The sequence below is a fragment of the Nocardioides sp. genome, from assembly GCF_035481145.1.
Lineage (GTDB): Bacteria > Actinomycetota > Actinomycetes > Propionibacteriales > Nocardioidaceae > Nocardioides.
The window spans coordinates 20813-33949 of sequence record NZ_DATIHB010000171.1; the positions used below are offsets into that span (position 1 = coordinate 20813).

Genomic DNA, 13137 nt, shown 5'->3' on the forward strand with positions numbered 1-13137 from the left:
TCACAGGTCGGCATTTCGCCCCGTGCGCACCTGCCGTCGGTCGCCAGTCCCCTTGGCCTGGTCGCCAAAAGGCGAAGGAAACGCGTCGCAATCCACCCCCGCAAATGGAAAGCGCCAGTGCCGGAATTGACCGAATTATGTGGACCATTGACAACCGCACGCGCGGGTCGGAAAGATGTCAAACGAGGCCGCATTTGATGCTCGGGAGCAGCGGCCAGGCGCTTTCTTGATCGCCATATCGGTAAATGGCGACCTTCGCGTTCCATTTCGGCATCCGCTGCTTTTGGCTGCCGTTCTTGGTGCGCCCGTTCGCGTGTTCAGGGCATCACCACGTCTGCTTCGAGGTGGACAATGGGAAACGAGCTTTCCTTGACGGTGCTGGGCAGGAACGACCGGTTCCTGCACGACATCGCGGCGACCAAGTTCCTCCGGCCCGACCTCGGGGAGCTGCTGTCTGCGATCAAGCCGCAGACCGGTGAGAACCGCAGTGCGATGACCGTCCCCATCGCGCCGTCGGACTCGCCCGACGACCGGATGATCTTCGAGGCGCCGCTCGACCCGGCCACCCGCTTCTACCTGCCTGCCTACCGGGTCGCCACGCAGCGATCGGGTGCAGGTGAGGAGCTACGGGTCCGTTTCAGCAAGGGAGCCGCGGGCGCGACGCTCGAAGTCGTCCTCGAGCCGTACGCGGCCGAGGGGGTCCTGGAGGCGGCACCGGATGCGAAGCCCCTGGACCACACGGTGAGCGCGGTCCTGGTCGTCGAGCCCGCCGAGCTGGCCGGTGCGCGGCGGGAGCTGGAGTTCTCCGAGGTGCAGCAGGTCGACGGCGGCACCCGGATCGCCCTGACCGTCAGTGCGGCCACCGAGATCAACGACCTCTTCTGGGCCCTGACCCGTCCGGAGAACCGCGCCCGTCTCGTGGTCCGCCGCCTCATCGACGTGGCCCTGCCGGTCACCATCACGCGCGAGCTTCCACGCCCACCGCGCATCGACATCTTCGCCACGGAGGTCTCGCCGGTCGTGCTGGACGCGGGCCTCGCGATCAGCCCGCGGATCCTGAAGTTCGAACCCGTGCGCCGCGATGACCCGCTCCACGACCCTGACCCCGCGGTCGTCCACCGTACGCCGGTGGACGAGGCCGTCCTGAACGGCACCGTGCTCGACGCGCTCGTGCGGGACGTGGCGTTCCGCGGCCCGCTGTTCGCCGACGTGGCGGTGCCCCAGCCAGAGCCCGCCCCCGAGCCCGTCCCCGATCCCGAGCCTCCACCCGCGGACGCGCCGATGCGCTTCGTCGGGCGGCTCCGAGGCAGGGACGGCGGCCTGGGTCGCATCCGGGACGGGGTCATCATCGAGACGCTGCCCAGCACCAAGCCGGGCACGGTCGGCCCGCTCGGCCCCGGGCCCGAGGTCGAGACAGTGGTGCTCTACCGCCGCACCACCCGGTCGGTCGAGGTGGTCCCGGCCCCGCAGCCGTTCGTCTTCCCGCCAGGGCTTGGCTCCGTCTTCGTCGGCGTCGGCGCGACGGGCGACCCGGGCGCCCTGGTGCTCGACCAGCTCGAGTTCGACGGTGCCTTCCACTCGTACTACCGGAGCTCAGCGCGCCCCGAGGTGGCCTACTACCTGCCCGACGCGTTCAAGCTGGCCCGTCTGCCCGACCGGCCCCGGGCCCCCTTCATGTCCGTGCGCTTCGACTCCGCAGATGGCACCGTGGACCAGACCGCGGCGACTGTCGTGCTCGCCGCGGCGGCGTGGGTGAATCCGCGGAGGCTCGCCGACGCCGCTGGCCGCATCGCCGCGAAGGCGAGTCCCGGCTCGCCCGGCGCGACCGTCGAGCTGCAGCCGCTGATCGCGGACAGTGAGCGGCTCACCCTGCGGATGGCGCTTCCGGGGGAGGCCGCGCAGGAGATGCCGGGCGCGGTGATCGACCTGCGCACGGTCCTGCGGGTCGGCTTCGAGCTGCCGCTCGGCCGGTTCCAGCGGATGTTCGACGCGCTCCAGGGTGGCGGCGCAGCCATGGTCGGCGGTGAGGTCGAGGTGCGTCTCGACCACCCCGACCGGCCGGCGGAGAAGGTGCCGTTCCTGGCGCGTTTCGACGATCTCGCGGGCACGGCCGTCGAGCTCGAGCTGGGCCAGCGCACGGGCGACGACGGGTTCGACGCGGTGTTGACCAATGTGGCAGAGAGCCCCGTGCGGGTCGACGCGGTGCGGGCCTCGGTGGCCGGCACCCCGGTGGCGGTCGAGGGTGCCCCGGCCGCCGATGCGGCACCCCTGGCGCCCAGCGAGTCACTCACCCTCCGACTGGCGGCGGGGGAGCGCCCCGAAATCGAGGCCGACCTCACGGTGATCCCTGACGCGGAAGCGATCTGGGACGCGGTCTGCGACGAGACCACGTCGTTCCTGCAGCGCGAGGTCTCCGTGCGCACGCCCTCCGCCATGTTCAACGCCGATCACGGGATCCTCGCGATCGTCGTCGAGATCGGCCCGCCAGGCGGCGGGCTGACCGCCACTGTGGCCCTCGAGCCACCGGACCATCTCGAGGTCAAGGCGACGGTGCCGCTGCCCTTCGGCGACGTCGTGATGCGCCGCGAGGACGCCGGGACATACCGCTATCGCGTCATCGCGGTGCGCGCCGACCGTCAGACCGTGTCCGACTGGAAGACCGCGACCAGCGCAGTGCTCTTCGTCGTCACCGGTGACGTCGCATGAGCCTGCGTGGGCTGCCGGACCTCGGCGCTCCGGTCGGTCTCGACGGAGCGACCGCCGGCTACCGGGGGTTCGAGGATTCGGCGCTGGTGCTCGTGCCTCCGCGGGCGCTGCGGCTCTCCCGTCGCGCGGACGGCCGCCCCGCCTTCCTCATGCAGAGGTTCCGGGCCCGCACCGGCACCTGGCCCGAGTCGCACGGCGTGGTCACGATGACCCTCGAGGCCGACCGGCCGTTGGACCAGGTGCTCGAGGCTGCCCGGGCCGAGCGCCCCGAGGCGCGGGCCGTGCCCGCCACCCTGGCTGCTGGCAGCCTCCGCATGGTCGGGATGAGTCGCGTGACCGACCTGGCCTGGGACGGCGTCGGCATGGTCACCTGGAGCGAACGGGTCAGCCCTGAGGAGATCATGATGCTGCGCGGCGTCGTCGAGAGCGCTGCGCCGGGCGTCCGGGCCGACTCCGTCGTGGAGGTCGCCGGGGTCGGCGCCCGAGCCGACCTGGTGGTCACCGTGGCCCCGCAGTTGCTGAGCGCCTGGCTCCACTCTCTCCCGCGGGGCCATGACGGCCGGGTGCGCCGGGCGGATGTGGTCGCGAGCCTGCGCACCGACGTGTTGCCCGATGGCGGTGGCGACCACCGCATCCTTGTCGACGTGACGGGCGCACCGCCTGCCGACGAGGCGTTCGCGCAGGTGCTGGCCGACCGGATCAGGTCGCGCTGGCCCGGCTTCGTACCTCCTGCGCCGGAGGCCCCCGGGACCTGGCGATGGGATCTCGCCGAGGAGGTGGTCACCTGGCGCGAGCACCTCCTGACCCTGCCGCTCTTCGACGAGTTCTCCGAGGTCGCCGATCACCTCGCGGATCACGAGCCGCCGGGCGTCGAGCTCGACCCGGTCCCGGCCGGCTGGCGGACCGTGTCGGTCCTGGCCAACCTGCCGACCCGCCAGTCCGGCATGGAGGCGTGCGGCGTCGACATCACTGCGGCGCCCCGACCACCCGAGCGACCGCAGGCGGTGACCGCGACGATCGACCTCGGCGAGGACCGTCCCACCGGCAGCGTGACCCTGCGGCTGGCGCCCGGGGAGGAGCCCGACTTCGTCCGACAGACCTGGGCGATCGTGGTGGGCAACCAGGAGGTGCACGAGCTCCGCGGTCAGCCGGTCGCCTTCCACGGCGAGCGGTTCACGCTGCGGCCCGGCGACTTCCCCGTGCGGTTCGTCCCCGTCGAGGTCGAGGCGGCCCTGCTCGAGCTCGCGCGCGTCCACGTGGAGTTCCGCAGCGCCGACGGCCAGCCGTTCGTCGGCCGCGCAGACTTCGAGCTCACCGAGCCGCGCACCGACCTGGCTGTCCCGGCCGGCGGCGGCATGACGATGGCCGTCCGGCTGACCGGCCGCACAGGTACCGGCACGCTCGACCTCGGGCCCTACCCGCCGGAGCCCCTCTGGCTCGGGCGCCACCTGCTGGCCGCGTGGGGGCCTCACCACCTCCAGGTGTCCGCCGGCGCTGGTGGCCTGACCGCCGTGGCCCTCCGCCCGGAGACCAGCGACGGCGACGGCGCGGTGGTCACGCTGACGCCCGACCACCCGGAGCGGACGTGGACCTGGTTCGCCGACGACCCGTTCCGCTCCGGCTACCAGTTCCGGGTCGTCCAGGCGGGTACCGAGCCGGGGTCGTGGTCACCCGTGCGCCGGTACGACGAGCCCCTCGACCTCGCAGGGGTGCCGGCGTGAAGGCGACGGCGGGGCAGGCGCGCTCCCTGCCTGACGGTGCCTACGTCGCGACCAGCACGGACGGCGTGCTCGTCGTGCCCGGCCGGCCACAGCCCGAGAACCCGGGCGCCCCCGCGCTGCAGGTCGTCCCGCTCGGCGCCACGGCCGTGGTCCAGGCCGGCTTCTGCTGGCCGATGCCCGAGGACGCGGTACGCCGGGACCTTGCTCCCGGCCTCGCGCTCCGGAGCGCGGTCAGGGACGTGCCCGTGGTCGAGCTGCGGCTGCACGGACCGGACGGGGTGCGGGTGCTGGCCACGTCGACCAGCTCCGGCTACCCGCCGTACACCGCGGTGCTCTCGGTGACCGTCGACAGCGCGACGGCCGCGACCGTCGGGCGCGCGCTGGAGGGAGAGCCGGGCCTGGTCAGCGTCGTCTACCGCGCGCATGCGCACGGGCTCACGCTCGACCCCGCCGCGCTGGAGCAGTCGGCCACGCGAGGCGTGGCCATCGGAAAGGACCGCGAGGTCACCGCCAGTGTCGACATCTCGGTGTGGGCACGTCACGACAACGAACAGGACTGAAGCCATGCTCAAGTGGGACGCACCCGAAGTGGTCAACGGGGTCACGACGTACTGGGACGACACCGACATCGCGACTGCCTACCTGTTGCCGAAGACGGCGAGGTTCCGCCTGGACGACGAGGGCAACCCGGTCTTCAAGTTCATGAAGTACAAGTTCCCGATCGACCGCGCCGACGGCAAGAAGGGCGGCGGCTTCCTGGTCTGCGACGTGGCGTTCGGGGTCACGGATGCCGAGGAGGAGGCGCTTCGCGAGCCGCTGCAGGAGCGGGTGGAGGCACGCTGGCGCCAGGCCGGGCACGAGGGCGGGGCGCCTGCGGTCCGGTTCGGCGAGCTCAACTACCTTCGCGGCACCGCCTCGGTGACGGTGCTGGACTCCGGGGGCGCGCTGGTCGAGAAGATCCACAATCCCGCCAGCCCGTCGCTCTACGGCGACATGATCCTCCCGATCACCGTCGAGCTCTCCCCGGAGGGTGCCACCCTGCTCGAGTCGGCCCTGCAGGAGAAGGGCGGCATCGTGCAGGTCGCCTACGACATCTGGACGCCGGTGAAGCTGCCGCCGGTGACCGCCCACGTGTGGTTCACCGCCTCGAAGTTCTCGACCTTCCACCAGCACATCGACGTGGAGGAGAACTTCTGCTCCGAGGACGACTACACCGAGACGATCACCGACCTCGTGATGCAGAGCGACTCCGGCGGCGTGACGATCGACCCAGGCACCGTGACCGACCAGAAGATCATCGGTGCGGTCACGGACTGGGCCTGGTCCGCCCTCGCCGACGCGACGACGCGCATGGTGCTGGGTGACGTTCCGGTCCAGAACCCCGAGGAGATCCGCAAGCTCTACACCGAGCAGGACTTCGAGAACATCGACATGACGGTGATGACCACGCGGCTGGCCAACTTCAGCCGCACCTTCACGCAGGGCCAGGTCATGGAGTGGAACCCGCAGCCGCGCGGCACGATCCCCAACATCACCTCGATGAAGGGCCCCGACGGCGAGCCCTACAAGTGGGAGGACTTCGCCACCACCGTCGACCTCGACGACCCGTTCTTCCGGACGATGACGGTCAAGACCCACGTCAACGCCGACTTCGAGAAGCTGCCGCTGCACAGCGTCGAGGTCAAGATCGAGTACGACAACGCCGGCGACCGGAAGGTCGAGGAGTACGCGCTCACCGGGCCGGACGAGATCGGCACGTTCACCTCGTTCGTCGCCAACAACGACCGTCGCTACACCTACACCTATCAGGTCAACTACAAGGGCGAGGCGCAGACCTTCACCTCCGAGCCGAAGGTGGTCAACGACCCGTCGCTCATCATCAACGTCGGCGACATCGGCATCCTCAACCTCGACATCAAGCCCGGCGACCTCAACTTCGACCAGGTCAAGAGCGCGCAGGTCGAGCTCTGGTACGAGGACAACGGGGTGCCGCGCATGGAGACCGCGGTGACCCTCGACAGGGAGCACCCGACGGCGAACTGGACCAAGGTGATCTTCCAGCCGCGGCGGCAGCCGGTGCACTACCAGGTCAAGTACTTCATGGCCGACGGCCGCGAGTTCGAGGGCGGCGAGCGCACCACTGCCTCCACCGAGCTGCGGATCAACGACCCCTTCGGCTCGACGCGGACGGTCCAGGTGCGGGGGTTCGGCGACTTCGAGAACCACATCGACGCGATCTTCCTCGACCTGTCGTACGTCGACCAGGTCAACGACTTCACCCAGACGAAGTCGGTCACCCTGACCAAGACGTCGACCTTCGAGGACTGGATGTTCCCGGCGATCCTCGCGGACGGCGGCACGCTCACCTACAGCGGCAATATCCGCTTCCGCGATGGCACGGTCGAGGCGATCCCGTCGACGCCGGTCGAGGGCACCACCGTGATGGTCGGCGACGTCGTGCTCTTCCAGCCCATCTCCGTGATGGCCGATCTGGTCGACTGGGCGGTCACCAAGCTGGTGAAGGTCACCCTCCACCACGTCGAGGAGAAGCTCGACGAGACCGAGGACCTGGTCTTCAAGGACGGTACGCCGACCCCGCTCGCCTGGCAGATGCCTTTCAAGGACAAGACCAAGAAGGCCTATTCGTGGAAGGCGACGTACTTCAAGGCCGACGGGTCCAACGCGTCGATCGAGGGCACGGACGTGACCGACGAGACCCTGGTCCTCCCGGCGCAGGCGTGAGGACCGGGCCATGCTCTATCTCGAGGCTCCGTTCCACGTGATCCAGGGCGTCGCGGTCTTCCGTGACCACGCCGATCCGCTGCAGTGGTACGCGATGCCGGGCGCCCCGCGGCTGGTCACCGTCAGGGAGACGGTGGACGGCCAGGAGGTCGACGTACCGCAGCTGTCGCTGATCAAGTTCAAGGGCAGCGCCGGCACCGGCGGCTTCCTCAACTTCGACGTGGACCTCGCCCTCCCGGACGACCTGCGGGACGAGGTCCGCACGGAGATCAAGCGGCTCGAGCAGCTCGACGACCAGCCGCGCCTCGCCGACCTCCAGGTGGTCGACGGCACGGTCCGGATGATGCTCTTCGACAAGGAGACCCCGCTGCCGGCACCGGCCGGAGGGGGTGCCGGTCCGGCGGGTGGCGGCGGTGGAGCGGCGGAACCGACACCCGGCGAGGAGCTGCTGCAGTTCGTGCTCAAGCTCAGTCACGCCGCCAAGCCTGCGCTGTACGGCGGCCAGCGCGCGGCCTTCTCGGTGCAGCTCACCCAGGAGGGCGTGACGACCTTCGAGAAGGCAATGGCCGGGGAGCTGTCGCCGATCGGCGTCATCTATTCGCTCGACTACCTGGGCCTGCGTCCGGCGTACCACGTGCAGGTGCACGTCGAGTGGGACCGGGTGCAGAAGCACATCGACGAGCACGAGGAGTTCAGCGTGCCGCTCTTCTACTCCTCGTCGGTCGACAAGGTGATCGACGAGCTCGTGGACGAGCGCCTCATCCAGATCACGGCGGACACCTTCGTGGAGGAGGAGGACGGCAGCCCGGTGGTGGCGCGGCGCGACCAGGCGATGGACGAGGTCAGGGACATGATCACCGACGCCTTCTTCGAGCCGTCGCTGGACCCGGTCGACCGTGACAGCGGCGCCGCTGGCGCGGTGCAGACCTTCGGCCGGGTCCTGCGTGCGATCGGCAGCGGTGGCATGTCGGAGTTCAACGCGTTCTCGCGCCGCAAGGTCGATCTGACCCGCATCGACAAGAAGCGCCTCGACGTGACGATGAGCGAGCGCACCACGGTGCGACGCACGATCTATCCGCAAGGCCACCTCTCGGGCCTCTTCCGGGTGCTCCAGCAGCCGGGCCTGGACATGGCCCGTTTCGTCACCGAGGTCGATCTCGACGACCCGTGGTTCGAGCGTCGCCAGGTGGAGCTGGTGTCGAGGGCTGAGTGGGAACGCGACGGGATCCGCTCGGTCGACGTCGACCTCGACTATCGCGGCAAGCAGACCAGCAAGCTGCTCGACAAGGACCACCCGACGGAGGCGATGTCGTGGTCCAGCGTTCTCGAGGGCGGAGGGATGGTCCGCGACGTCGAGGTCGGCTACACGGTCAGTTTCGCCGACGTGGACGCGGGGGAGCGGCCCCGATCGCTGACTGCCGCCGCGACGGTCGAGAAGGGCGACCGCATCGAGATCGACCCGAGGGACCTCTACTCCCTCGTGCCCGTCCCGGTCGTGGCGCTCAACTTCCCGTGGGCGCGCTATCCCGACGTCGAGGTCGAGCTGGCGTACGACGACCCGGGCAACGGGATCGCGCAGTCCGACCTCATCGCGCTCACGGAGGCGAAGGCAGAGGAGAGCTGGTCGATGTTCACGATCGACCCGGAGCTGGACTCCTTCCGCTACCGCATCACCTACCGCGCCGCCGACCAGCGCGACGTCGTCGGGGAGTGGGTCACGACGGACGGCGAACGGGTCATCGTGCGCGACCCCTTCCCGGACGGGCGGATCCTCGAGGTGGTGCCGGCGATCGACTGGACCCAGGTGCAGCGGGTCTTCGTCGACGTGAGCTACACAGACGCCGACAACGGCGTTCACGCCGAGGAGGCGTTCGAGCTCACCGAGGCCGACCAGACCACGCGCACCTTCCGGGTGGCGCTGGCCGATCCGACCCGGCGGGTCGTCGACTATCGGGTCACGGTGGTGAAGAAGAACGGCGAGACCGTCGTCGGTCCGCCGAGCTCCACCCAGGAGCGCCGGGTCATGGTCCGCGCCGACGTCGCCGGCCACCGGGTGGTGACGGTGCGCACCGACGGCGCCGACTTCGCCGCCCACAAGGTCCGCCGCATCACCGTGAAGCTGCACTACGACGACCCCGTCACGCGGATCGATGACGAGCGGACCCTGACGTCGGCCACCGACGTCGCCGTCTTCGAGTTCGACTTCGTCGCCGGCGGCCCCGACCACTTCGACTACGAGGTGGTCACCGAGTTCACCAACAACCTGACCAAGACCCGCACCGGGGAGGGGCGTGAGTCCACGCTCGTCATCCCGGTGGCGGGCTGAGACCCCTGGAGGAGCCATGCTGCTGCTCGGTAGCCGATCGATCACGGTGGAGGGCATCACCGTGTTTCCCGACCACGCCGACCCTGACCAGTTCTGGTACCTCCCGGGGCCGGTCCAGCTCGGGAACCGGCCTGACGGTCACAAGGCCTTCACGTTCATCCAGTACCGGCCGGCGGCGGTCGCCGGCGGGGCCAAGGGCGGCGGGTTCCTGACCTTCCAGGTCGACCTGAGGCTCGACAAGGCGCTCGAACGGCGCATCCTGTCGCGGCTGCGCGCGGTCGCGAAGGGTACGCCGCGGCTGACCGTCGTCCCCTTCGACGAGGGCACGGTGCAGTGCGTCGCGCTGAACCTGCAGGGTGAGGGCGGCGCCGTGGCGCAGCCGGCGGGACCGGGATCTTTCAACGCCGTCGAGCAGATCCTCGGAGCCGGCGTACCGTCCCTGCAGGGCGACAACACCGCGGCGTTCAGCCTCACGCTCTCGCAGGAGGGCGCGGTGATCCTGCGGAAGGCGTTCGAGCAGGGCACGACTCCGGTCGGGGTGATCTACGACCTGAAGTTCACCGGCATGCGGCCGGCGCTCAACGTGGAGATCACGGCTGATCTGAGCCGGGTCTACGACCAGCTCAGCGGGGGCGTGGAGGCGCAGGTCTACTTCGTGAAGGCGGGCATCGACGCGGCCTTCGAGAAGCTGGTGCAGGACGGCGCCATCAAGATCAAGGTGGTCGACTTCACCGGCGAGGATGACGAGAAGGAGAAGGAGCGCTGGGCGCTCGACTTCTTCAAGGAGAACCTGCTGCGCCAGTGGTTCGAGCCGACCCTCGCGCCGGGCGTCATCTCCGGCGGTCGTCCGGAGCCCGAGTCGCTCACCGCCGTGCTCCAGCGCGGCACGGCGATGCGGCCGCCCACCACGCCGGCACCACCGCGACCCGAGGCCGGCGCTCCCGCCGCGCCGGCGGCGCCGCGGGAGACGTCGCCGACGGCCGGCACCGGGCAGGGCGCCGCCCCGGCTGGCCACCACCCGACGCCGGTTCCGGCGGCCGCGCCGGCGGGTACCCCGCCGACGGCCGGCACGGGGGCCCCGGCCGCCCCGGACCCCGTGGCCCCGGCTGCAGCGGTGGGCGCGCCGCGTGTCGCCCCCGCCTCGACCCCGGCCACCACCCCTCCGGCAGGGCTCAGCACGCAGCCTGATGCCAGCGGAGCCGGCATCCCCGCCGTGGTCTCCTTCAAGCTGCGCATCGTCCACCAGGAGGAGCGCAAGACGGTCAAGATCACCTATGACCGCTCGGAGGCGACGCAGCGCACGTACGCCCCGCAGGGGTTCTTCGGGGTGCTGGTCGCTGACCTTGACCTCTCCCGCCACTTCGTCGAGGTCGATCTGGACGACCCCTTCTTCCGGGTGTTCAAGGTGCAGGTGGACCCGCCGACCGACTACGCCGCGATCGGGCTGCGCACCGCCCAGGTCACCCTCGAGTACGGCGACCCGGCCGACCCGGCGACCTTGAAGACCAAGGAGCTCACCTTCGACGCCGATGACGCGGAGGCGGGCGTGTGGGAGGTCTTCCTCGGCTCCGACTTCGACCTCTCCTACCGGGCCGGGGTGCAGTTCCACTTCGACCCGTCCTCGGAGTGGAAGGGAGCCCGGTTCGCCTACGAGTTGCCCCCAGCGGTCACCGAGGACCGCTCGTTGGTGCTCAATCCGCACGAGCACGTCGGTTTCCTCGACGTGCAGGTGCAGTCGACGAAGGTGGACTGGAAGATCGTCGACTCGATCGACGTGTTCCTGCGCCACGAGAGCAACGGCACCAGTCAGGACGCGCAGCTCCTCCTCACGCAGGCGGATCCGGGACCGAAGGCGTGGAAGGTGCGCACCGAGCCGGGCGCGCGGGAGTACACCTACCGGTTCGTGCATCACCTCAAGGACGGCTCGACCCGCGAGACGGTGTCCACAGAGCCGTCCCGGGCGGCACTGCTGCCGGTCGACGACCCGTTCCCCGGCGAGCTGAAGCTCTCGTTCGTGCCGCTGCTCGACGCGACCCGCACGCGCCAGGCGTTCGTCGACATCGACTACGCCGACCCGGACAACGGCTACACCCGGGAGGAGCGACTCACGATCCTGCCGACGCAGACCGACCCGGTCGAGCTCGCGCTCGCGCTGATGGACCCGAAGAAGAAGGACTACCGCTACCAGATCACCCTCGTCGGCACCGACAACACGATGACCAAGCTGCCGCCCGTCGAGACCAGCGACGACCTTGTGGCCGTCACCACCGCCACCCCCGCCTGAAGGAGAGAGACATGACCAAGCGAGCCGTCGTCATCGGCATCAACGACTACTCGGTGCAGGGGTTCAGCAACCTGGCCGGCTGCGTCCGGGACGCCGACGCGATGTACCACCTGCTCATCGATGCGTTCCTCTTCGACCCTGCACAGGTCTTCATCTACAAGAACCAGCAGGCCAGCTACGCCAACATCGTCAAGGCGCTCAACTACATCCTGAAGGCCTCGGAACCGGGCGACGTGGCGTGCCTCTACTACGCCGGGCACGGCGGCCTGCACCCGACGAGCACGGCCGGCACGTACTACCAGACGATCATCCCGGCCTCGGGGCAGTTCATCACGGACTTCGAGCTGCGGCAGGCCGCCGACCAGCTCCGCCCCTCCGAGGTGAACTTCACGGTGATCCTGGACAGCTGCCACTCCGGCGGCATGATCGACCCGGCCACCCCGGTCGGCGACGTGCGCACCATCGCCCTCGCGCAGCAGTTCGTGGCCACCGCCGCAGCGACGATGAAGACGGTCGTTCCGTTCGGCATCGCCGTGCCCGACATCGCCACGATGAGCAACAACATCCACCAGGTGGCGCCAGCGCCGCCGGCCACGGTCTGCTACACCGAGGAGGCCAACCGGGAGTTCGTGCCGGGAGCCAAGGCGACGCTGCTGGCGGCCTCCCGTTGGGACGAGTACGCCGGGGAGAGCAGTGACCACGGCTTCCTCACCAAGGCGATCCTCGAGACCGTCAACGCCAGCAACTACTCCGCCACCCACCAGGCGTTCCACTCGGCGCTGACCACCAAGGTGCACAACCTCGCCAACCACGAGCAGCACCCGGTGCTCCGTGGCCAGCAGAACCGGATGAACGAGTCGTTCCTCCACGGCTGGACCACGTCGGTGCCGACGCCGGTGGGGTGACGGCGCAGTCCGGCGCAGTCGGGTTCGGTCCGGCCCAGTCGTTCAGTCCGGCACCGGCACCGGCGCGGGCTGCGCGGCGGCGCGGCCGGATGCGGTCGCGCCGATGCTGGCGGCGACGACGCACACCAGTGCCAGCCACTGCGCGCCGCTGAGCACCTCGCCCAGCACCAGCAGCGCGGCCAGTGCCGCGGCGGCCGGCTCGAGGCTCATCAGGATGCCGAACGTGCGCGCGGGCAGAACACGCAGTGCGCTCATCTCCAGTGAGTAGGGAACGACGGAGCTGAGCAGGCCGACGGCCGCGCCGAGGGCGAGCACCGTGGGGTCGAGGAGGTCGTGGCCACCTGCCGCGACGGCGTACGGCGTGAGGGGGAGGATTGCGATCGTCGACGCGACCGCGAGGCCGTCGAGCCCGGACCAGCGACGGCCGGTGGCGGCGCTGCACAGGATGTACGA

General features: G+C 70.0%; 8 protein-coding genes. 7 read left to right on the plus strand and 1 reads right to left on the minus strand.

Annotated features, from left to right (window positions below):
- The first annotated feature begins 369 nt into the window (after positions 1-369).
- From VLF38_RS14280 to VLF38_RS14310, 7 genes are read left to right on the plus strand one after another with little or no spacing between them, the layout of a single operon-like run.
- Positions 370-2706, plus strand: coding sequence for a hypothetical protein (locus VLF38_RS14280; protein WP_325271910.1), 2337 nt, complete (start codon positions 370-372; stop codon positions 2704-2706).
- Positions 2703-4427, plus strand: a complete 1725-nt coding sequence (locus VLF38_RS14285) for a hypothetical protein (protein WP_325271911.1) — start codon at positions 2703-2705, stop codon at positions 4425-4427. Before VLF38_RS14280 ends, VLF38_RS14285 begins: the two co-directional genes overlap by 4 nt.
- Positions 4424-4987 (plus strand): hypothetical protein, encoded by a 564-nt coding sequence (locus tag VLF38_RS14290; RefSeq protein ID WP_325271912.1) that lies wholly within the window; start codon positions 4424-4426, stop codon positions 4985-4987. Before VLF38_RS14285 ends, VLF38_RS14290 begins: the two co-directional genes overlap by 4 nt.
- Before the next feature lie 4 nt (positions 4988-4991).
- A complete protein-coding gene (locus tag VLF38_RS14295; protein ID WP_325271913.1) occupies positions 4992-7169 on the plus strand; it encodes a hypothetical protein in 2178 nt (725 codons plus the stop codon).
- A gap of 10 nt (positions 7170-7179) precedes the next feature.
- Positions 7180-9495: a hypothetical protein gene (locus VLF38_RS14300; RefSeq protein WP_325271914.1), complete on the plus strand. Its 2316-nt coding sequence runs from the start codon at positions 7180-7182 to the stop codon at positions 9493-9495.
- Positions 9496-9511: 16 nt separating this feature from the next.
- On the plus strand, positions 9512-11779 hold the full coding sequence (locus VLF38_RS14305) for a hypothetical protein (RefSeq protein WP_325271915.1): 2268 nt from the start codon (positions 9512-9514) through the stop codon (positions 11777-11779).
- Positions 11780-11790: 11 nt separating this feature from the next.
- Positions 11791-12684: a caspase family protein gene (locus VLF38_RS14310; RefSeq protein ID WP_325271916.1), complete on the plus strand. Its 894-nt coding sequence runs from the start codon at positions 11791-11793 to the stop codon at positions 12682-12684.
- 42 nt (positions 12685-12726) lie between these two features.
- On the opposite strand, the gene VLF38_RS14315 is transcribed toward VLF38_RS14310, so the two are convergent.
- The coding region (locus VLF38_RS14315; protein WP_325271917.1) for an EamA family transporter at positions 12727-13137 on the minus strand (411 nt) is incomplete at its 5' end.

What these genes read in the sequence shown, in the direction of transcription:
- VLF38_RS14295 (WP_325271913.1), top strand. Translation starts at nt 4,992, where the DNA reads ATGCTCAAGTGGGACGCACCCGAAGTGGTCAACGGGGTCACGACGTAC.
- VLF38_RS14305 (WP_325271915.1), top strand. Translation starts at nt 9,512, where the DNA reads ATGCTGCTGCTCGGTAGCCGATCGATCACGGTGGAGGGCATCACCGTG.
- VLF38_RS14310 (WP_325271916.1), top strand. Translation starts at nt 11,791, where the DNA reads ATGACCAAGCGAGCCGTCGTCATCGGCATCAACGACTACTCGGTGCAG.
- VLF38_RS14285 (WP_325271911.1), top strand. Translation starts at nt 2,703, where the DNA reads ATGAGCCTGCGTGGGCTGCCGGACCTCGGCGCTCCGGTCGGTCTCGAC.
- VLF38_RS14300 (WP_325271914.1), top strand. Translation starts at nt 7,180, where the DNA reads ATGCTCTATCTCGAGGCTCCGTTCCACGTGATCCAGGGCGTCGCGGTC.